The sequence below is a fragment of the Serratia liquefaciens ATCC 27592 genome (assembly GCF_000422085.1).
GTDB lineage: Bacteria > Pseudomonadota > Gammaproteobacteria > Enterobacterales > Enterobacteriaceae > Serratia > Serratia liquefaciens.
Genome location: NC_021741.1, coordinates 4,847,540 through 4,867,898, shown reverse-complemented (window position 1 = coordinate 4,867,898; position 20,359 = coordinate 4,847,540). Strand labels below are relative to the sequence as shown.

The window sequence follows — 20,359 nt, the reverse complement described above, 5'->3', positions numbered from 1 at the left end:
GCGCCCCGGAATATTATGCGGCTTGACGCGTTACGGCTTTTTCAGCCTGTGGCCGTTCGGCACGTGGTGTGGCGTACCAGTAGCCCAGGCCCATCAGCACCGAGCCGGACAGGACATTACCCAGCGTCACCCACAGCAGGTTATGGCCGATGCCACTCAGGGTATAGGCTTCGCTGTGATGGCCGAACCAGGACAGGGCGAACAGCGTCATATTGGCAACCGAGTGTTCATAGCCGGAAGCGATAAAGGCCAGCAGACACCACCAGATGGCGATGAACTTGGCGGCACCTTCCACGCGGATCGCCATCCAAATCGCCAGGCAGACCAGCCAGTTACACAGCACGCCCTTGAAGAACAGCACTTCCGCCGGTGCGGTGGTTTTTGCCAACGCCGCGGTGTGTACCAGACTGGTATCCACCGGCAACAGGCTGCCGCCGCCGTAATAGTACATCAGCGCCACCAGCACCGAGCCCAACAGGTTGCCCAACCAGGTCTGCGGCAAGACCGCCCACATTTGGCCCTGCGTGATGGTGCCGGCCTTGACGCCGAGCGTCAGGAACATGGTGTGGCCGGTGAACAGTTCGGAACCGGCGATGATCACCAGCGTCAGCGCGATGCCGAAGGTGGCCCCCATCACCAGCGGACGCAGGGAGGGATCGACCAGATTGCCGAGGGTGAAGATCAAAATGATGCCGAGGCCGACGTAGGCCCCGGCCATTGCCGAGCTGATCCAAAAGCCCAGCGGGCTGTGTTTTGCCAGCCGGACGATGCGCGCCGCATTGGCGGCGCATTTGTTGATGGTATCGGTGAACATGCTGCTTCCCCTGAGGTTAAAGTAGAAATATCAGGCCGCGACCTGCACCATGCCGTCCAAAACCCGGCTGGCGAAATGCGCGACGGAGCGGCTGTCATCTTCCAGACAGTAACCGTCGTGCAGGCGGAAATGTTGTTTTTTTAACGGGCTCGCGACCCACAGCTCACCCTGATGTTCGGCGATCAGCCCGCGTGATAACACGCTGGCCTGGGCGAAGGGATCAATATTGCTGATGGCAAAGACCTGATCGTCGGCGTAGGGGCGGAAGATGGCCACCTGTTGGTCGCCAATCAGGGCACACACACCGGTACCGGGCAGGATATCGCTGATAGGGCAAAGGGTTGTCCACTGGCTCATGCGTTGTTCTCCTCGGTTTCCAACAGGGTGACAGGAATGCGTTCATCCGGACGTGCCGGGCGGTGCTGCTCGCGTTCGGCGACCACCTGGACGTTCGGATCGCGCTGGCTGCTGTTGATAAAGTGGGCGAAGCGGACCTGAGATTCGGGGTGCTCAACGGTTTCTTTCCACTCGCAGATCACCGCATCGCGCAGGCGGGCGATTTCGGCTTCCAGTTGAGCGTTGATGCCCAGTTTGTCGTCAATGATCACTTTGCGCAGGTAATCGATGCCGCCTTCCAGGCTTTCCAGCCATACCGAGGTACGCTGCAGCTTATCGGCGGTGCGGATATAGAACATCATAAAGCGATCGAGGTAGTGCTCCAGCGTCACGCTGTCGAGGTCAGCCGCCAGCAGATCGGCATGGCGCGGTTTCATGCCGCCGTTGCCGCAGACGTACAGGTTCCAGCCGTTCTCGGTCGCGATAATGCCGACGTCCTTGCCCTGCGCCTCGGCGCATTCACGGGTGCAGCCGGAAACGCCAAACTTCATTTTGTGCGGGGTGCGAATGCCTTTGTAGCGGTGTTCCAGCTTGACGCCAAACCCGACGCTGTCGCCGACGCCATAGCGGCACCAGGTGCTGCCGACGCAGGTTTTCGACATGCGCAGCGCCTTGGCGTAGGCGTGGCCGGTTTCAAAACCGGCGGCAATCAGTTTGCTCCAAATGGCCGGCAGGTCGTCTTTTTGCGCGCCGAACATGCCGATGCGCTGAGAGCCGGTCATCTTGGTGTACAGATTGTATTCCTTGGCGATCTGGCCGACCGCCATCAAACCGTCCGGCGTGATTTCACCGCCGGCGGAGCGTGGGATCACCGAATAAGTGCCGTCTTTCTGGATATTGCCGAGGAAGTTGTCGTTAGTGTCCTGCAGCGGCGTATGTTGCGGTTTGAGCACGTACTCATTCCAGCAGGAGGCCAGCAGTGAGCCAACGGTAGGTTTACACACTTCGCAGCCGTAACCCTTGCCGTATTTGGCCAGCAGTTCGTCGAAGGATTTGATGCCTTCGACGCGGATCAGGTGGTAGAGCTCCTGGCGTGAATAAGCAAAGTGCTCGCACAGGTGATGGTTGACTTCGATGCCCTGTTTGGTCAGTTCGGCATTCAGCACCTGGGTGATCAGAGGAATACAGCCACCGCAGCCGGTACCGGCCTTGGTTTCAGACTTGATGGCGGCGACGGTGTGGCAGCCCATGCTGACCGCCTTGATGATATCGCCTTTGCTGACGTCGAAACAGGAGCAGATTTGCGCGGTTTCCGGCAGCGACTCGACGCCAATCGCCGGCTTGCTGCCTGCGTGCGACGGCAGGATCAGACCGTCCGGGTTTTCCGGCAGTTCGATGGCGTTTAACGCCAGCTGCAGCAGGTTGCCGTAGTCGCTGGTGTCGCCCACCAGCACCGCGCCGAGCAGGGTCTTGTTGTCTGCGCTGACGACGATGCGTTTATAAATTTCTTTGCTTTCATCCAGATAAACGTAGCTGCGCGCCCCTTCGGTGCGGCCATGGGCATCACCGATGCCGCCGACGTCTACACCCAGCAATTTCAGCTTGGCGCTCATGTCTGCGCCCAGGAAGGTGTTTTCGCGCCCCAGCAGATGGTCAGCCGTTACCTGTGCCATTTTATAGCCCGGTGCAACCAGGCCGAAGGTGCGATCGCGCCATGAGGCGCATTCGCCGATGGCGTAAACGTCCGGATCTGAAGTTTGGCAACTGTCGTTAATCACGATACCGCCCCGGCGTGCGGTGGCTAGCCCACACTGATGGGCCAGTTTGTCCTGGGCACGGATACCGGTCGAGAAGACGATAAAGTCGACTTCCAGTGCGGTGCCGTCGGCGAACTGCATGGTCTTGCGCGCCTGCTCCCCGCCGTTGACGATTTCCTGGGTATTTTTGCCGGTATGAACTTTGACGCCCATGCGTTCGATTTTACGACGTAGCTGATCGCCGCCCATCGGATCCAGCTGTTCTGCCATCAGCACCGGCGCAAACTCAATGACGTGGGTTTCTACGCCCAGGCTTTTCAGCGCGCCTGCGGCCTCCAGACCGAGCAGGCCGCCGCCGACTACGGCACCGCGTTTGCTGCGGCGTGCGCAGGCTTCGATGGCGTTGAGATCTTCAATGGTGCGGTAGACGAAACAGTCCTGGCTGTCTGAACCCTTGATCGGTGGGATCCACGGGTAAGAGCCGGTGGCCATGATCAGCTTGTCGTAGTACACCGTGCGGCCGGTGTTGGAGTGAATAACTTTTTCACTGCGGTTGATGGTGATGGCCCGCTCGCCGACCAGCACTTTTACGCCCTGTTTTTCGTAAAAGCCTTCGCGAACCAGCGAGAGCTCTTCGGCGGTGTGGTGGGAGAAATAAGAAGACAGGTGCACGCGGTCGTAGGCGATGCGCGGTTCTTCACAAAATACGGTGATGTCGAACTGGTCTTTGTCTGCTTTTTCCAACAGATCTTCGATAAACCGGTGGCCGACCATGCCGTTACCGATGACAGCAAGTTTGACTCTGCTCATTATTGCCTCAAAATTCTGATTTCCTAGCGTTACCTTATTCCTCCCTACGGGCAATTTATTGATGCAAATCAATCGCCCCTCCATATACCTCTTATGTGGTATATGGATGATTTTTATCGATATTTGATAAGTTGCGGTTTTTATTCACCTTTAGCTGAAACGAGCCAGTTAATGCGAATTCTACTTATTTGGGAGTAAGGGGTGGGGTAATAACCGCAAGGGCGCTTTGTCAGTCTGATCCGCTGCCAGTATGATGAATAAAACAGGCTGGAACAGCAGAGGTGAAGCGTGGCCAAGAGTCCATTGAAGTTTATCGATAACCTGCGTTTAAGCGGGCATGAAGGGCTGTGGCAACTGGCCATTGAACAGGGGCGCATCGCTCATATCGTGCCGCAGCCGGAAGGACAGGAGTGGCGCAACGACGTGCTGGATGCGCAGGGCGGGCTGGCGCAGCCGGCATTTGTCGAGCCGCATATCCATCTGGATACCACCCAAACCGCCGGGCAACCGGCCTGGAACCAGTCAGGTACCCTGTTTGAAGGCATTGAACGCTGGGCGGAACGCAAGGCACTGCTGACCCATGAGGACGTCAAGCAACGCGCCTGGCAGACGCTGAAATGGCAGATCGCCAACGGCGTGCAGTACGTGCGTACCCATGTTGACGTCTCGGACCCGACCCTGACGGCGCTACGTGCGATGCTGGAAGTGAAGCAGGAAGTGGCCCCCTGGGTTACGCTGCAAATCGTCGCCTTCCCGCAGGAGGGCATCATGTCTTATCCCAACGGCGAAGCCCTGCTGGAAGAGGCACTGCGGTTGGGAGCCGACGTGGTAGGGGCCATCCCGCACTTTGAATTCACCCGGGAATACGGCGTGGAGTCGCTGCACAAGGCGTTTGCTCTGGCGCAGAAATACGATCGGCTGGTGGATGTCCACTGCGATGAGATTGACGACGAACAGTCGCGATTTGTCGAGACCGTGGCGGCGCTGGCGCTGAAGCTGGACATGGGTGCCAGGGTGACCGCCAGCCATACCACGGCGATGCACTCTTACAATGGCGCTTATGCTTCACGGCTGTTCCGCCTGCTGAAAATGTCAGGCATCAACTTTGTTGCTAACCCGCTGGTGAATATCCACCTGCAGGGGCGCTTCGACAGCTACCCGAAGCGGCGCGGCATCACCCGGGTGAAAGAGATGCTGGAGGCGAATATCAACGTCTGCTTTGGTCATGACGATGTGTTCGACCCCTGGTATCCGCTGGGGACCGCCAACATGCTGCAGGTGCTGCATATGGGGCTGCATGTGTGCCAACTGATGGGATACGGCCAGATCGACGACGGGCTGAAACTGATCACCAGCCACAGTGCCCGGACGTTGAACCTGACCGATTACGGCCTGGCGGCAGGGAACAGTGCCAACCTGGTGATTCTGCCGGCGGAAAGCGGTTTTGACGCGGTGCGTCGACAGACGCCGGTGCGCTATTCGATACGGCAGGGGGCGGTGATTGCCGAGACTCAGCCAGCCGAAACCACGCTGTATCTGGCACAGGATGAGAAGGTGGATTTCCGGCGTTAAGGCACCGGTTTCAGCATAAAAAAAGGGCGCCAAGGCGCCCTTTTTACATCACGTCGGCAGGTTAGTGCGTCACGTGACCGTGGCTGCGGTGCTTGGTCACGAAACCGAGCAGCAGACACATGACGAATACCGCCAGGTACAGGCCGTTAGCGGTAGTCAGCGCTGCATGCGCGCCGCCTTTCGCTACGATCGGGCCGGTGACCACGAAGGTCAGCATGGTGCCGATGGTGCCGCAGGTCAGGATGAAGTTAACCAGTTTCGGTGAAGAAACCTTGGTCTGCAGCGAGCCCAGAGTGATCAACGTGGTGTAGATCGCACTGGAGACGAAGCCCAGGGCCATAATGTAGTAGCCCAGGTGTTCCGGATTGTCGGTGCTGACGAACATGTACATCGCACCGGTCGCCAAAGCGGCCAGAATGGTGACGATGCGCTGCAAATCGAAGAAGCGCAGAATAAAGCTGAACACCCACATGCCCACCATGTATGAGGTCCAGAAATCGCTCACCAGTTTACCGGCCTGGCTGATATCCATACCGAATGACTTGGTGGCGTATTCCGGCACCCACTGGATGAAACCAAGCTGGCCGAGGATGTAGCACAGTGCGGCGATCGACAGGAACAGCACGCCGATACCCCATTTTTCTTTTGCTACCGGCTGGCCGGCGTCGGCGCCTTTGTTGCCCAGCACCGGGAACTCGGAGAACAGGGTCAGCACAAAGATACCTACATACAGCAAGCCGATGCAGGCGTACACCCAGTACCAGCCGATCTGACGAGCCAGCAGCATTGCGGCAACAATCGGGAAGATCATCCCGGCCATGCTGAAGAAGGAGTCAGTGAACAGCAGGCGCGAACCGCGTTGGCGGCCGGCGTACATATGGGTGATCAAGAAGGTGCCTATCGACATGGTGATACCGCTGACCACGCCAAGGACGAACATGCACAACGAGAACATGGTCAGGCTTTTGCCGACCATCAACCCGGCGACAGCCAGCACCATCAGCACAAAGCCGAACATCAATTGACGTTTCAGCGGGATGATTTCCATCAGCCAGGCATTGAGGAAGATCGAAATCAAAATACCGGCGTTAAGAAAGGTAAAGGTATTGCTCATGCTGGAAACCGGCAGATTAAAGTACTCTGCAATGTTCCCCATCACCATCCCTGTGACGATAACTAAAGCACCGGTCAGCGCGTAAGAAAAATAGCTGATCCAGGTAAGCCGTAGACGGTTGCTGTCATTCATTATATAGGCCTGATTATGTCTGTTAGGATTATTCCCGTCGCCTTTCAAACCGCAGCGTTGTTACCTGCACTAACTCCCCCCAGTCACTTACCTAAGTAAGCTCCAGGGGATGAGTAAGTTGGGCGTCTAGCTGCAATTTGAAATTCATAGGGTATAACGCTGGATTAAGGCCGCTGGCTTTTCCTGGCAAAAGCAGAAAAAAGTCCCGATCAGGCCACCAGGGAGCGGATCCTAGCACAGACAACGGGAGTTTTTGTGATGGCTGTCGATTTTTTGATGCAATGAATGAGCGGTGGTGAAATATTTTTGTGATCTGTTAGCTCACCGTCACGATGGAATCTCGACTGATGACGATCGGCGAGAAGCTGACCTCTGGCGTGGTCGGATCAATCAGCCGCCTTGCTGCGTATTGCGCCATTTCAGTAATCGGGAAATGTACGCTGGTCAGCGCCGGTCGAACGAAAGGTGCACGTTCGCCGCTGTCGTAACAGATCAGCGAGATATCTTGCGGAACCCGTAGGCGATGTTCGTTGATTGCCAGCAGCGCGCCGATGGCCATTTCTTCGTTGCAGCAATAGATAGCGGTAGGCGTGGTTTTCATTTGCAACAGCAGATCGGCGCAGCGATAGCCGCTTTCCAAATCGTACAGCCCTTCGACGCAGGCAACCGGTTTGATGTGCGCTGCCTGCATTGCCTGTTCAAATCCCTGCAGTCGCAAGTGGCTGGAGGGGCGATCGCGGGGGCCGCTGATGCAGGCGATGCGTCGGTGGCCGGCATCAATCAACTGTTGGGTCGCCATGCGGCTGGCGCGCGGATGATCGAAAGTGACGCAGCGGTCTTCCAGACCGGGCACCAGACGATCGAGCAGGATAAAAGGGCGTTGCTCTGTTGCCAACTGACGCAGTTGGTCGTCGCTGAGGAAGCGGACATGGAGGATCACACCGTCGCAACGCAGACTGAACAGCCGTTGAATCGCCTGCCATTCGTTTTCGGCGCTGTTGCGGCCCTGGGTCACCAGTAACTGTTTGCCATGGGATTCTGCTTCGGTTTGCACGAAGTCCATCAGCGCGCCGAAGAAACCGCCGCGATATGAGGTCGTGACCAGCCCGAGGGTATTGCTGTGGCTGGAGGCCAGTGCGCGTGCTGCAGGGTTGGGGGTGTAACCTAGCTGGGCTACCGCGCGTTCCACTTTCTCGCGGGTCTGCCCTTTAACGTTGGTGTCGCCATTCACTACGCGGGACACGGTGGCGCGGGACACGCCCGCCAAGGCTGCGACATCTTCCAGTGTCACCATCATCCGACTCCTGATTACGACAAAAATGGGGTCGACGTATCGACCCCCTACAGATTAGTTATAGCAATGTATCAGCAACCGCGGCTGGCCCGGCGGTTATTTAAACTGTGGCAGATAAGGCGCATTCACCGCCAACACGTCATCCAGCAGCGGCTGGGCCACATTGGCATTACCGACCAGCGGATTGGTCACTAACGCCAGCAGACCGCTACGGCGATCGCCATGCACTGCGGCTTCGATAGTCAGACGCTCGTAGGCTTTCACCTGTTGAGTCAGCGCATGCATGGAATCCGGCAGCGTGCCGAAGGTCAGCGGGTGGGCGCCCTGAGCATCGACAATACAGTTGGTTTCTATCACAGCATCGTCCGGTAAACCGCGAATGGCACCACGGTTTGCAGTATTGACGACTAATTGCGTGCCGAGATTATTATGGATCGCACGAATTAGCTCCAGCGCGACTTCCGAATAATATGATCCGCCGCGGAAACTTAATTGTTCCGGTTTGCTGTCGAGGTGCGGATCGGCATACAGCTCAAACAGCTCTTTCTCTACTTTCATCACCTGCTCGGCACGGGTGCCGCGCTCGGCCGCCGCGGCAATTTCTTCGGCCAGCATCTCTTTGGTTTGGTAGAAATAGCGGTGGTACGGGCAAGGGATTGCCCCCACGGCGCGCAGGAAGTCCGGCTGCCAAGGCTCTTCCTTGATGTTGTTCATGGTCAACGCGGCACCATCGCACAGCATGTCGATCACCTTACCGGTGACGTCTTGCCCCTTTTGCAGCACCTGATGAACCCAGACCATATGGTTCAGCCCGGCAAATTGCAGCTGTATTTCTTGAGAAGGGCTTTTCAGCATGTTGGCAATCATATGGTGCATGCTGATCGGTACGTTACACAGCCCGATGATTTTCGCTTTGGTGTAACGTGAGACCGCTTCGGTAACGATGCCGGCCGGGTTGGTGAAGTTGATGATCCAGGCATCCGGCGCCAGTTTTTCCACTCTGCGGGCGATATCCAGCATCACCGGTATGGTGCGCAGCGCCTTGGCAAAGCCGCCGACGCCGGTGGTTTCCTGGCCTATCAGATCGTATTTCAGCCCCAAGCGCTCGTCGGCGGCGCGTGCCGGCAGCTGGCCGACGCGGAACTGGGTCAGGACGAAGTTCGCGTCCCGAATAGCCTCATCCAGCTCGAAATGCACGCTGACTTTGACCTGCTCCAGGCCATGGCGTGCCAGCATGCGTTCGGTCAGCGCGGCAATGATCTCTACCTTTTCGCGGCCGGGTTCAACATCTACCAGCGCCAGTTCGGTCACCGGCAGTTCTTCGATACGTTGGATCAGCCCATCAACCAATTCTGGCGTGTAACTGCTGCCGCCGCCGATCACGGCGATTTTCAAGGCGCTCATGCGCGAACCTCCATCTGGGCCTGGCGGCGGTAGAGTTCAATCATGTCATCCGCCAGATCCTGGATCACCATAGCGTTCATCAGATGATCCTGGGCATGAACGGTAATCAGGTTGATGGCCAGTTTGCCGCAGCCTTCATCCATGCCGATCAGTTGGGTCTGGATAAGATGCGCCTTTTTCACCGACTGTTTGGACTCGGCCATGTGCTTGGCTGAGGCGGTAAAGTCACCGGCACGTGCCTGCTGCAAGGCCATCAACGCACTGCTGCGGGCACCACCGGAGAACACCAGCAGCTCCATGATGGTGCTTTCAAAATCGGGGCTGATTTCAGTCATCAATTCACTCACATTATTTCTCCTGTTATTGCGCGGCGGCAGTGCCGGCGGATATTCGTTACTTTCGCTGTCATTCTTAAAATGAGAGCGCTCTCATTTCTTTAGATTAACCGGAACAGGAAATGAAACCGGGAGTTGTGTCGCAAAAAGCGAGCAAGGCGTAAAAAGGGCAAAAAATGCGTGATGCAGTTGGCAAAAAGGTCTAAGGCGATCATACTTTTGGCAGTAAAATTCGGGGCTGGCTGAGATAAGTCCCACAATTGCGTAAATATAGGTAAATGGCTGGCACTCGCAGGTTCAGCTCTTTAGAATCAAAGCGCTTTTCCGTTGTTTGTCTCTTAGAGAAAGGACCCGTTAATGTTCAAACGTACTTTAGTGACCCTCGTTGCGCTGTGTTCCCTGACAGCAATGGCACCCGCTGCGCTCGCTGCCGGTGAAACTCATGTCATGCTGACCACCTCAGCAGGGAATATCGAATTGGCGCTCGACAGTCAGAAGGCTCCGGTTTCCACCAAGAACTTCATCGACTACGTGAACAGCGGCTACTACAACAACACTATTTTCCACCGCGTGATCCCGGGCTTTATGGTTCAGGGCGGCGGCTTTACTGCCGATATGCAGCAAAAATCCACCCAGGCACCGATCAAGAACGAAGCGGATAATGGCCTGCGTAACCTGCGTGGCACTATTTCGATGGCGCGTACCGCCGATAAAGACAGTGCTACCAGCCAGTTCTTCCTGAACGTGGCGGATAACGCCTTCCTGGATCACGGCCAGCGCGATTTCGGTTACGCGGTGTTTGGCAAGGTGGTTAAAGGCATGGACGTGGTAGATAAAATTTCCCAGGCGCCGACCGGCAACGTGGGGCCATACCAAAACGTTCCAAGTAAACCTATCGTCATTCTGTCAGCGAAAGTGCTGCCATAATGATTTTGCGCCGGCCCCCGGTGGGCCGGCTGCATTGCTTTCCCCGGAAGCCTTGCCTGCATCACTGTTTTTTTCCCCGTCGCATGCTTTAATCGCCAGCTTATAATCAGACCGGAAACCCGGCGTTCTGCATCTGTTTTGTTAAGGGATGAGCTGCTGCCATGTTTGAATTTAGCCAGGTTCTGCTGCTGCTACAGCAGATGTGCGTCTATCTTGTCATTGCTTATTTACTGAGTAAAACCCCGTTATTCATTCCGCTGACACAGGTGACTATCCGCCTGCCGCACAAGCTATTGTGCTACGTCATTTTCTCGGTGTTTTGCATCATGGGCACCTATTTCGGGCTGCATGTCGAAGGATCGATTGCCAACACTCGCGCGATCGGCGCCGTGCTGGGCGGCCTGTTGGGGGGCCTTCGGTAGGGTTCCTGGTGGGTTTGACCGGGGGCTTGCATCGCTACACGCTGGGCGGCATGACCGACATCGCCTGTGCGGTCTCTACCGTGGCGGAAGGGTTGGTGGGCGGGCTGGTGCACAGCATCGCCATGCGCCGGCGGCGTATCGACCTGCTGTTTAACCCCTTGTTTGTTGCCGGGGTGGCATTAGTGACCGAAGTGCTGCAAATGGCGATTATCCTGGCGATTGCACGGCCGTTTGATGAGGCGCTGCGGCTGGTGGAGCACATTGCTCTGCCAATGCTGATTGCGAACACGCTGGGGGCGGCGATGTTTATGCAGATCCTGTTGGACAGGCGGGCGATGTTCGAGAAATACACCGGCGCGTTCTCCGCCAAGGCACTGAAAATTGCCGAACGTACCGAAGGCATCTTGCGCCAGGGGTTCGATCAGGAAAACAGCATGCGGGTGGCGCGGGTGCTCTATCAGGAGTTGGGGATTGGTGCCGTCGCGATAACCGACCGTGAGAAGCTGCTGGCGTTTATCGGCATCGGTGATGACCACCATTTGCCGGGCACGCCGATCTCATCAAAACATTCGCACCGCGCGATCGACAACAACGAAGTGGTTTACGCCGATGGCAATGAGCTTTCCTACAGCTGCTCGATCAACGCCAACTGCAAACTGGGTTCGACGCTGGTGATCCCGTTGCGCGGTGAGAACCAGCGGGTGATTGGCACCATCAAACTCTACGAGCCGAAGAGCCGTTTGTTCAGCACCATCAACCGCACGCTGGGTGAAGGTATCGCCAACCTGTTATCCGCACAGATCATGGCCGGCCAGTATGAGCGCCACACGCAGCTGCTGGCGCAGTCGGAAATCAAATTGCTGCATGCGCAGGTCAATCCGCATTTCCTGTTCAACGCCCTGAATACGCTGGTGGCGGTGATCCGTCGTGACGGGGACCGGGCCTGTGAGCTGGTGCAGTACCTTTCGACCTTTTTCCGCAAAAACCTCAAACGTTCGGACGACGAAGTCAGCCTGGCAGACGAACTTGAGCACGTTAACGCCTACCTGCAGATCGAACAGGCGCGTTTTGCCGATCGGCTGGAGATTGCGGTATCGCTGCCGGAAGAGCTGTTGGCGGTGCGTCTGCCAGCCTTTTCACTGCAACCAATCGTTGAGAATGCCATCAAGCACGGCACTTCGCAGTTGCTGGGCATCGGGCGTATAGATATTGGCGCTCGGCTCGAAGACGGCTGTCTGTTATTGCAGGTGACCGACAATGCGGGTCTGTACCAACCTTTGCCGAACAACAGCGGGTTGGGAATGAACCTGGTAGATAAACGTATTCGCGTACGCTACGGCGACGGCTATGGCGTACGGGTGGCCTGTGAGCCACAAACATTCACCCGCATTACGCTCAATGTACCCTTGGCGAGGGCTGCCTGATGTTAAACGTACTGATTGTCGATGATGAACCGTCTGCACGCGATAACCTGCGACATTTGCTGGAAGCGGAAGAGGGCATCAGCATTGTCGGCGAATGCGCCAATGCGATAGAAGCCATCAGCGGGATCCATCGCCTGCAACCGGACGTGGTGTTTCTGGATATTCAGATGCCGCGCATTACCGGGTTGGAGATGGTAGGCATGCTCGACCCTAATCGCATGCCGCATATCGTGTTCCTGACCGCCTATGACGAATACGCGGTGCAGGCCTTTGAAGAGCATGCGTTTGATTACCTGTTGAAACCGGCGGAGCCGAAGCGGCTGAGCAAAACGCTGCAGCGCCTGCAGCAACAGCGTGGGCAGCAAAACATCGCCGCGCTGGACGAAAGCGCCGGCTACCTGAAATACATCCCCTGTACCGGCCACAGTCGCATCTATTTGCTGCGCTTTGACGAGGTAGTAGCGATACGTTCGCGACTGAGTGGCGTATTTGTGGTGCGTAATGACGGCATGGAATGTTTTACCGAGCTGACGCTGCGAACGCTGGAGCTGCGGACACCGCTGGTACGCTGCCACCGTCAGTATTTGGTCAATCTGGAGCAGGTGCGTGAAATTCGCTTCGATGAGGGCGGCGCTGCGGAAATGATCATGCCGGTTGGGGAGCCAGTCCCGGTCAGCCGCCGCTATCTGAAAGCCTTGAAAGAGGAGCTGGGGCTGCGGGGGTGATTAATCCTTTGGCCATTGCCGGCGGGAATGTACGACTGCCAAAATAATAAGAAGGTCATTTTTTACTTCATAAATCAGTAGGTAAAAATGATGAATGACCCATTCACGTGTACCTGAAACCCGGCCCACTTTGCCACTTGATGGGTTTCGGGATAGTTGGCTTGCCGCCGCAGAAATCAAAGCATCAATCTCTGCGGCAGCTATCGGGTTCTTTGACGCAAGATAGTCATAAATTGCCATACGGTCAGCAATTGTGGGATCCGTCCACTTTAGCTTCACGATATTTCCTTATCGTTTTACCGCATTGATTTTGCCCTGCGCTCGGCGAAATAAGCCTCAACGTCCTCGTTATCAACCACTCTTCCTTCCTGGAGCGCTTTTCGGCTTAAATCGACCTTCTCCTGCAACCACTGTTCATACTCTTTTTGCTGCGATTGTCGACTGACAAAATCTCGCATGAAATCGCGTAAAAGCTGAGATGCCGTTCGATCCGCTGCTTTGGCCGCGCTGGCAAAAGCTATTTTTAACTCGTCATCCACGCGGATAACCACGGTAGATTCAGACATGGTAAATACCTCGTATATACAGTGTACTGCTTACTATATCACCGGTGTTTTATTGTTCAAGTGGGTTATGGCATGGCTGCAATGGGCTAAGCGGAATCCTAAATTTACCTGTCCAGTTGGCGGGTTAAGGGGCCGATTTTTGTTTGTCCTTGACGGGGTTAAGTCCCCCTTATAGCTTTATTGACATCAACAGGCGCTTTTTGCGTCGCGTCCAAGGAAAAGAAAATGAGTGAAGCACGGATTATCGCCAAAGCGATGAAAGACGGGAAACCGGTACAGGATCTGGTTATCCTGCCGGCATTGGCGAACCGCCATGGTCTGATCACCGGAGCGACCGGGACAGGTAAAACCGTGACGCTGCAAAAAATGGCCGAGCAGTTTTCGCGCATTGGTGTGCCGGTCTTTTTGTCTGACGTAAAGGGAGACCTGTCGGGTATTGGTACCGAAGCCGTGCCTTCCGAGAAGCTGCAGGCGCGTTTGGCGGCAATTGGCGTCACTGACTGGCAGCCGCAGGCCTGCACGATTATTCCGTGGGACATTTATGGTGAGAAGGGCCACCCGATCCGCGCCACCGTGTCCGATCTGGGGCCGTTGCTGCTGGCCCGCTTGCTGGATTTGAACGAAGTTCAAAGCGGCGTGCTGCAACTGGTGTTCAAAATAGCCGATGACAATGCGCTGCTGCTGTTGGATATGAAAGATCTGCGCGCCATGGTGCAGTACGTTGGGGACAACGCCAAACAGTTCCAAACCCAATATGGCAATATCTCTTCGGCTTCGGTCGGCGCTATCCAGCGCGGATTGCTGACGCTGGAAGAGCAGGGGGCAAACCAGTTCTTCGGCGAGCCGATGTTGGACATCAATGACCTGATGAAAACCGACGCCAACGGCCACGGCATCATCAACCTGCTGGCAGCGGACAAGCTGATTAATCAGCCGAAACTCTATTCGGTGTTCCTGCTGTGGCTGCTGGCCGAGCTGTTCGAACACCTGCCGGAAGTGGGCGATCCGGAGCAGCCGAAGCTGGTGTTCTTCTTCGACGAAGCTCACCTGCTGTTCAACGACGCACCGGCGGCGCTGCTGACGAAAATCGAACAGGTGGTACGCCTGATCCGTTCCAAAGGTGTCGGCATCTACTTTGTTACCCAAAACCCGCTCGACATTCCGGACAGCGTGCTCGGTCAGTTAGGCAACCGCGTGCAGCACGCGCTGCGTGCCTTTACCCCTCGCGATCAGAAAGCGGTGAAAGCCGCGGCGCAAACCATGCGCGCCAATCCGGCCTTCGATGCGGAAACGGCGATCACCGAACTGGGCGTCGGCGAGGCGCTGGTTTCTTTCCTCGACGAAAAAGGGCGGCCAAACGTGGTGGAACGGGCGATGGTGATCGCGCCGGAATCCAAGATGGGCATGCTGGGGGCGGAAGGGTTGAACAGTGCGATCAATAAATCGCCGCTGTACGGTCGTTATGAGGATATGGTGGACCGCGAGTCCGCCTACGAGAAGCTGTCTGCGGAAGGTTTCGCCACCGTCGGTGCACAGCAAGCGGGCCAACCGGCGCAGCAACCCCAGGCGCAGCAGCAGGCGGGTGGCGGCCTGATGGGCGGCCTGAACGATATTCTGTTCGGCTCTACCGGCCCACGCGGCGGCAAACGCGACGGCATAGTTCAAACCGCCGCCAAGAGCATGGCACGCGATCTCGGTCGACAGATCCTGCGCGGCGTGCTGGGCTCGATCATGGGCGGTCGCAAGAAGTAAGCTGAAATTATCGATAGCGGCAGTATCGTGAGGGCGTTGTATACTGCGCCCGTGTAAATCGGGGCGGCATATTCGCCCCTACGATTGCGATGATGTCTGTTGGAAACACTATGCTGCTGTTGATCGATAACTACGACTCTTTTACCTATAACCTTTACCAGTACTTTTGCGAATTAGGCGCGGAAGTGCTGGTGAAGCGTAACGACGAGCTGCAACTGGCCGATATCGAAAGGCTGGCGCCGCAGCGTCTGGTGATCTCTCCTGGGCCCTGTACCCCGAATGAAGCCGGCATCTCATTAGTTGCCATCCAACATTTTGCCGGCAAGCTGCCGATCCTCGGCGTTTGTCTGGGGCACCAGGCGCTGGGGCAGGCATTCGGTGCTAAGGTGGTGCGCGCCCGCGAGGTGATGCACGGCAAGACCTCGGCGATCCGCCATCTCGACAGCGGTGTTTTTCGTGGGTTGAACAACCCGCTGACCGTTACCCGTTACCATTCGTTGGTGCTTGAAGCTGCTACTTTACCGGACTGTTTTGAAGTTACCGCCTGGAGTGAGCGCGACGGCGTACGCGATGAGATCATGGGCATCCGCCACCGGCAGTTGGCGCTGGAAGGGGTACAGTTCCACCCAGAAAGCATCCTCAGCGAACAGGGGCATCAGCTGTTGAATAATTTCCTTAAAAGTTAATTGTTTAGATTTTTTTTAGTCGCCAAGGTGATTTGCGTTTGCCCTTTAATGGTTTTTTATGCATATTTTGTGATTATATTTTCATTCAATTGCCATTAAAAAACTGAGTTACTTTCAGGGTGGACCCCATAATGACCGAAAAATCTGCAGTAACCCGCAGCACCTTTGATCAGGTTATCCTGCCTGTTTATGCACCTGCTCAGTTTGTCCCGGTCAGGGGCAAAGGCAGCCGCGTGTGGGACCAGCAAGGGAAAGAGTACATCGATTTCTCCGGCGGCATTGCGGTGACGGCGTTGGGGCACTGCCACCCGGCGTTGGTTGAGGCGCTGAAACAGCAGGGCGAAACCCTGTGGCATACCAGCAACGTGTTCACCAACGAACCGGCGCTGCGCCTGGCGACCAAGCTAATTAACGCCACCTTTGCCGATCGGGTGTTTTTCGCCAATTCCGGCGCAGAGGCTAACGAAGCTGCCTTCAAACTGGCGCGTCATTATGCGATTACCCGCCACAGTCCGTACAAAACCAAAATCATCGCGTTCTATAACGCGTTTCACGGCCGCACGCTGTTTACCGTCTCCGTCGGCGGACAGGCCAAATATTCCGACGGCTTTGGGCCCAAACCGGCTGATATCGTACACGTGCCGTTCAACGATCTGGCCGCGGTGAAAGCGGTGATGGACGACCATACCTGCGCGGTGGTAATGGAGCCGATCCAGGGTGAAGGGGGGATTACCCCGGTAGACGCCGACTTCCTCAAGGGCGTACGCGAACTGTGCAACCAGCATCAGGCGCTGCTGGTATTCGACGAAGTGCAAAGTGGTATGGGGCGCAGTGGCAAACTGTTCGCCTATATGCACTATGGCGTGACGCCAGACATCCTGACCACCGCCAAGGCGCTTGGCGGTGGCTTCCCGGTTAGCGCGATGCTGACCACCGAAGAGATTGCCTCGGTGATGCAGGTGGGTACCCATGGCACCACCTACGGCGGCAACCCGTTAGCCTGCGCGGTGGCGGAGGCGGCGCTGGACGTGATCAATACGCCAGAAGTGCTCAGTGGCATTGAACTGCGTCATGGACTGTACGTGCAGGCGTTAAAGCAGATTGGCGAGAAATATGGTGTTTTCAGCGATATTCGCGGCATGGGGCTGCTGATCGGTGCCGAATTGACGAAAAATCACCACGGTAAGGCGCGTGATTTCCTGACTGCCGCCGCTGCACGCGGGTTGATGATCCTCAATGCCGGGCCAAACGTGATCCGTTTTGCGCCTTCGCTGGTGGTAGCAACCGAGGATATTGACGAAGGGATGGCGCTGTTTGAGCTGGCCGTGCAGGACGTGATTGGCGCTTAATGCATAAGGGCACCGAGGGTGCCCTGAGTTTGATGACAAAGTGGTCTGTGAGCCCGAGATACTCGGGCCTGGTGCACCGAGGGGCGGTCTCCCTAATAACAAGCTTTGTCAGCAGTCTGAGGGCGCCGGCGGCGCCCTTATTGATCGCGCAGTTTGCGTTTCAGCCAGATACCATGGTGCGGACGCTGGCGCCAGGCCAGTGACGAAATGGTGTGCATGACGCTCAGGTGGGACAAAATGCGCCGCAGATGGCGTTCCATTTCAGTCACCGGCATATCCGGCTGCAAATCCGGTGGCTGCATAATGCCGTTGCCACTGCTCGGCCCGTCGTATTCAAGCCGCTGCTGACAGCTTTGCAGCGCGATTTCACAAGACTGCAGATACTCCTCTGCCAGCTTTGGCGTCAGCATATAGTGCTCGCGCGCCAGAATGGTCATCGCATTCAGGTGTTCGACAATAAACTGGCTGTGCGTAACCCACAGGCGCATATCTGCCAGGTAGCTCGATTCAAATCCCGGCTCCTGCATCGCCTGATTGAGTGAGGTGAACAGCGCGTTATGCGCCTGATTGACCTGCATGCGGGCATAAGCCAGCGCGCTGGGATCGGGTTCTTGCTCTTCCAGCAACAGGCGCAGCGCCTGCTGATCGTTTTCCAACGCCTGGTGGGCGTTCTTGCGTAGCAGACCGCTTTGCCACTGTGGCCACAGCCAGATGGTACTACCGAACACCAGCACGCAGCCGATCAGCGTGTCGATCAGGCGCGGCACCAGGAAGTGGGTGCCGTTCAGTGCCAACAGTTGCAGGGTGTAAACCGCCGTCACCGTAAAGCCAATTACCGCCAGCCCGTAATTTTTACGTGAAACCAGATAGGCCAGCAGCGTGATCACCAGCATCACGCCCAGCGTCTCAGCCTCGGGCAGCTGCAGCTGCAGTAACCCGGCGGCAATCACCAACCCAACCAGAGTGCCGAGCGCACGGTGCTGGATGCGTACCCGGGTGGCGTTGTAGCCGTTTTGGCTCACCAGCATGATGGTCAGCAAGATCCAGTAAGGTTTTGGCAGATTGAATATCATCCCCAGGCTGCTGCCCGCTGCCAGGGTGACTCCCAGCCGAGCCGCATTGCGCAGGGCGTTGGATTTGAACGACAGGTAACTGACCAGCGCGGGCCAGAATGGCAGACGGTTTTGATTGGCCATCAGATCGCGTCGGTAGAGTGGGTGCTGGGTGCGCAGCAGGCGGGCGATGCGGCTGAAGTGGTAATAACAGAATTGGCCGACCGGGTTATCCGGGTGTTGCGCCGCCACTTTTTCCAGGGCTGCCAGCTCATGATCCATGTTGAAACGCTGAGAATGCTGATGATAGAGGATATCGTGCGCTACCGTGCGCAGCCGATTGGCAATCACCTGTGCATTGCGGCGGATAATGGCTTCGGCCTGGCTCTGCTCTACCAGTTTTTGGACTTCTTCCGGCAGATGCAGGCTGACGGTGATATGTTCCTGCAAATCCAGCGCGACCTGAAAGGTGCGTTGCAGGCGCTTTTGTTCGAGATTGCTGGCATGGGGCAGAAAATTAAGCTGCTGATACAGCAAGGTGATCAGGTCCATGACCTTTTGCTGGCGCACCAGCAGCGGTGGTAAGGCGGTCTGCGGATCGGTGTGCTGGGTCAACAGCGAATATTTGGCTTCGAAGTAGTCCGCCAGCTCCAGATAGAGCTGATTGAGCGACTCGCGCATCGGTTGCTCTTTCCACAGCTTGAACCAGAACCAGGTAAACAGGCCGTACCAGGCGGTACCCACGATATATAACACCGGCGCGTGCCAAAGCGGCACCGTACCGGCCATGCTGAGGGAGAAGATGGCGGCAACCAGCGCGGCGGGCAGCAGGCGGGCGTGCAGTGGGCTGATTTCGCCGCTGACGCCAAGCAACAGTGCCAGACCGAGCATCAATGCGGGCAGCGGTACTTGCCACAGCAGTGCCTGTTGCAGCAGCAGGCTGCTAAGCGCAAAGAGCGAGCCGCCGACGATCAGGCGTTTAAAGAAGCGTTTGTGGGGCGTGTCCAGCCCGGCGATGTTGCAGCAGGCGGGAACCAGGGAAAATAGTAGGCCGTATTGCAGTTGGCCGATCAGCAGCCCGAGCAGAACCGGCAGGCACAGCACCAGCGTTTGTCGCAGTGCATAGTTGACTTCCGGATGATAAATCAGTCGGCGCCACATGATAAATCGGGGCATAAAAAAACGGCGCGAATTATCGCGCCGTTTTTTCAGTGATTAACGGGTGCCGTAAACGACAATAGTTTTGCCGTGAGCGGAGATCAGGTTTTGATCTTCCAGCATTTTCAGAATACGACCCACGGTTTCACGAGAGCAACCGACGATCTGGCCAATTTCCTGACGGGTGATTTTAATCTGCATGCCATCCGGATGGGTCATGGCATCAGGCTGTTTCGCCAGGTTCAGCAGGGTTTGCGCGATGCGGCCCGTAACGTCCAGGAAGGCGAGGTTACCCACTTTCTCAGAGGTTATCTGCAGGCGGTTTGCCATCTGGGCAGACAGGCGCATCAGGATGTCCGGGTTTACCTGAATCAGCTGGCGGAATTTCTTGTAGGAAATTTCAGCCACTTCACAGGCGGTCTTCGCCCTAACCCAGGCGCTACGCTCCTGACCTTCTTCAAATAATCCAAGCTCGCCGATGAAATCCCCCTGGTTAAGGTAGGACAGGATCATCTCTTTACCTTCTTCATCCTTAATCAGCACCGCGACGGAGCCTTTGACGATGTAGTAAAGCGTTTCGGCTTTTTCACCTTGGTGAATCAGCGTACTTTTGGATGGATATTTGTGGATATGGCAATGAGACAGGAACCATTCGAGAGTAGGGTCTGTTTGCGGTTTGCCGAGAACCATTCGCTGTTATCCTCTGTTGTTATCGCTGCCTTGTGTCACA

17 protein-coding genes and 1 pseudogene are annotated in these 20,359 nt (G+C 56.5%); 7 read left to right on the top strand and 11 right to left on the bottom strand.

Annotation, left to right across the window (positions count from 1 at the left end; translation table 11 throughout):
* Window positions 1-13 precede the first annotated feature (13 nt).
* From nirC to nirB, 3 genes are read right to left on the bottom strand one after another with little or no spacing between them, the layout of a single operon-like run.
* On the bottom strand, window positions 14-814 hold the full coding sequence (gene nirC / locus M495_RS22740; protein WP_020837322.1) for a nitrite transporter NirC: 801 nt from the start codon (window positions 812-814) through the stop codon (window positions 14-16).
* Window positions 815-844: 30 nt separating this feature from the next.
* On the bottom strand, window positions 845-1,171 hold the full coding sequence (gene nirD / locus M495_RS22735; protein ID WP_020837321.1) for a nitrite reductase small subunit NirD: 327 nt from the start codon (window positions 1,169-1,171) through the stop codon (window positions 845-847).
* Window positions 1,168-3,717 carry a nitrite reductase large subunit NirB gene (gene nirB / locus M495_RS22730; RefSeq protein WP_020837319.1) on the bottom strand — a complete coding sequence of 850 codons (2,550 nt, stop codon included), beginning with the start codon at window positions 3,715-3,717 and terminating at the stop codon, window positions 1,168-1,170. The genes nirD and nirB overlap by 4 nt, the downstream gene beginning before the upstream one ends.
* 303 nt (window positions 3,718-4,020) lie before the next feature.
* Here nirB and M495_RS22725 point away from each other — a divergent pair, with 303 nt between their 5' ends.
* The gene (locus M495_RS22725) at window positions 4,021-5,289 is read left to right on the top strand and encodes a cytosine deaminase (protein WP_020837317.1); all 1,269 of its coding nucleotides are present in this window, start codon (window positions 4,021-4,023) and stop codon (window positions 5,287-5,289) included.
* Between the two features lie 61 nt (window positions 5,290-5,350).
* Here M495_RS22725 and tsgA read toward each other — a convergent pair whose 3' ends face one another.
* From tsgA to M495_RS22705, 4 genes are all read right to left on the bottom strand, one after another.
* Window positions 5,351-6,535: an MFS transporter TsgA gene (gene tsgA, locus M495_RS22720; protein ID WP_020837315.1), complete on the bottom strand. Its 1,185-nt coding sequence runs from the start codon at window positions 6,533-6,535 to the stop codon at window positions 5,351-5,353.
* A gap of 316 nt (window positions 6,536-6,851) precedes the next feature.
* A complete protein-coding gene (locus tag M495_RS22715) occupies window positions 6,852-7,829 on the bottom strand; it encodes a LacI family DNA-binding transcriptional regulator (RefSeq protein ID WP_041415734.1) in 978 nt (325 codons plus the stop codon).
* Between the two features lie 96 nt (window positions 7,830-7,925).
* Entirely contained in the window at window positions 7,926-9,233 is a 1,308-nt protein-coding gene (locus tag M495_RS22710) for a 6-phospho-beta-glucosidase (protein ID WP_020837311.1), read from the bottom strand.
* Complete coding sequence (locus M495_RS22705; RefSeq protein ID WP_041415733.1) at window positions 9,230-9,568, bottom strand: PTS lactose/cellobiose transporter subunit IIA; 339 nt, start codon at window positions 9,566-9,568, stop codon at window positions 9,230-9,232. Before M495_RS22705 ends, M495_RS22710 begins: the two co-directional genes overlap by 4 nt.
* Window positions 9,569-9,925: 357 nt before the next feature.
* Here M495_RS22705 and ppiA point away from each other — a divergent pair, with 357 nt between their 5' ends.
* The 3 genes and pseudogenes from ppiA to btsR all read left to right on the top strand — a co-directional run bounded on the left by ppiA (window position 9,926) and on the right by btsR (window position 13,066).
* On the top strand, window positions 9,926-10,495 hold the full coding sequence (gene ppiA, locus M495_RS22700) for a peptidylprolyl isomerase A (protein ID WP_020837308.1): 570 nt from the start codon (window positions 9,926-9,928) through the stop codon (window positions 10,493-10,495).
* A gap of 161 nt (window positions 10,496-10,656) precedes the next feature.
* A pseudogene (locus M495_RS22695) lies at window positions 10,657-12,341 on the top strand (LytS/YhcK type 5TM receptor domain-containing protein).
* The gene (gene btsR / locus M495_RS22690) at window positions 12,341-13,066 is read left to right on the top strand and encodes a two-component system response regulator BtsR (protein WP_020837306.1); all 726 of its coding nucleotides are present in this window, start codon (window positions 12,341-12,343) and stop codon (window positions 13,064-13,066) included. The pseudogene M495_RS22695 and the gene btsR overlap by 1 nt, the downstream one beginning before the upstream one ends.
* Here btsR and M495_RS22685 read toward each other — a convergent pair whose 3' ends face one another.
* Together M495_RS22685 and M495_RS22680 are read right to left on the bottom strand one after the other, a co-directional pair.
* Window positions 13,067-13,345, bottom strand: a complete 279-nt coding sequence (locus M495_RS22685; RefSeq protein WP_020837304.1) for a type II toxin-antitoxin system RelE/ParE family toxin — start codon at window positions 13,343-13,345, stop codon at window positions 13,067-13,069. It abuts the gene before it with no gap.
* Window positions 13,346-13,362: 17 nt separating this feature from the next.
* A complete protein-coding gene (locus M495_RS22680) occupies window positions 13,363-13,632 on the bottom strand; it encodes a hypothetical protein (protein WP_020837302.1) in 270 nt (89 codons plus the stop codon).
* Between the two features lie 225 nt (window positions 13,633-13,857).
* On the opposite strand from M495_RS22680, the gene M495_RS22675 reads away from it, so the two are divergent.
* The 3 genes from M495_RS22675 to argD all read left to right on the top strand — a co-directional run bounded on the left by M495_RS22675 (window position 13,858) and on the right by argD (window position 17,419).
* Window positions 13,858-15,384 (top strand): helicase HerA-like domain-containing protein, encoded by a 1,527-nt coding sequence (locus M495_RS22675; RefSeq protein ID WP_020837300.1) that lies wholly within the window; start codon window positions 13,858-13,860, stop codon window positions 15,382-15,384.
* A gap of 110 nt (window positions 15,385-15,494) precedes the next feature.
* Window positions 15,495-16,070, top strand: coding sequence for an aminodeoxychorismate synthase component II (locus M495_RS22670; RefSeq protein WP_020837297.1), 576 nt, complete (start codon window positions 15,495-15,497; stop codon window positions 16,068-16,070).
* Between the two features lie 131 nt (window positions 16,071-16,201).
* Window positions 16,202-17,419, top strand: a complete 1,218-nt coding sequence (gene argD / locus M495_RS22665) for a bifunctional acetylornithine/succinyldiaminopimelate transaminase (protein ID WP_020837295.1) — start codon at window positions 16,202-16,204, stop codon at window positions 17,417-17,419.
* A 137-nt stretch (window positions 17,420-17,556) separates the two neighbouring features.
* Here argD and M495_RS22660 read toward each other — a convergent pair whose 3' ends face one another.
* Window positions 17,557-19,632, bottom strand: coding sequence for a YccS/YhfK family putative transporter (locus tag M495_RS22660; protein WP_041415732.1), 2,076 nt, complete (start codon window positions 19,630-19,632; stop codon window positions 17,557-17,559).
* 54 nt (window positions 19,633-19,686) lie between these two features.
* A complete protein-coding gene (gene crp, locus M495_RS22655; RefSeq protein WP_004718520.1) occupies window positions 19,687-20,319 on the bottom strand; it encodes a cAMP-activated global transcriptional regulator CRP in 633 nt (210 codons plus the stop codon).
* Window positions 20,320-20,359: the final 40 nt, after the last annotated feature.

Coding starts and splice junctions, on each gene's coding strand:
- nirC (WP_020837322.1), bottom strand. CDS start 814: ATGTTCACCGATACCATCAACAAATGCGCCGCCAATGCGGCGCGCATC.
- nirD (WP_020837321.1), bottom strand. CDS start 1,171: ATGAGCCAGTGGACAACCCTTTGCCCTATCAGCGATATCCTGCCCGGT.
- nirB (WP_020837319.1), bottom strand. CDS start 3,717: ATGAGCAGAGTCAAACTTGCTGTCATCGGTAACGGCATGGTCGGCCAC.
- tsgA (WP_020837315.1), bottom strand. CDS start 6,535: ATGAATGACAGCAACCGTCTACGGCTTACCTGGATCAGCTATTTTTCT.
- M495_RS22715 (WP_041415734.1), bottom strand. CDS start 7,829: ATGGTGACACTGGAAGATGTCGCAGCCTTGGCGGGCGTGTCCCGCGCC.
- M495_RS22710 (WP_020837311.1), bottom strand. CDS start 9,233: ATGAGCGCCTTGAAAATCGCCGTGATCGGCGGCGGCAGCAGTTACACG.
- M495_RS22705 (WP_041415733.1), bottom strand. CDS start 9,568: ATGACTGAAATCAGCCCCGATTTTGAAAGCACCATCATGGAGCTGCTG.
- ppiA (WP_020837308.1), top strand. CDS start 9,926: ATGTTCAAACGTACTTTAGTGACCCTCGTTGCGCTGTGTTCCCTGACA.
- btsR (WP_020837306.1), top strand. CDS start 12,341: ATGTTAAACGTACTGATTGTCGATGATGAACCGTCTGCACGCGATAAC.
- M495_RS22680 (WP_020837302.1), bottom strand. CDS start 13,632: ATGTCTGAATCTACCGTGGTTATCCGCGTGGATGACGAGTTAAAAATA.
- M495_RS22675 (WP_020837300.1), top strand. CDS start 13,858: ATGAGTGAAGCACGGATTATCGCCAAAGCGATGAAAGACGGGAAACCG.
- M495_RS22670 (WP_020837297.1), top strand. CDS start 15,495: ATGCTGCTGTTGATCGATAACTACGACTCTTTTACCTATAACCTTTAC.
- argD (WP_020837295.1), top strand. CDS start 16,202: ATGACCGAAAAATCTGCAGTAACCCGCAGCACCTTTGATCAGGTTATC.
- M495_RS22660 (WP_041415732.1), bottom strand. CDS start 19,632: ATGTGGCGCCGACTGATTTATCATCCGGAAGTCAACTATGCACTGCGA.
- crp (WP_004718520.1), bottom strand. CDS start 20,319: ATGGTTCTCGGCAAACCGCAAACAGACCCTACTCTCGAATGGTTCCTG.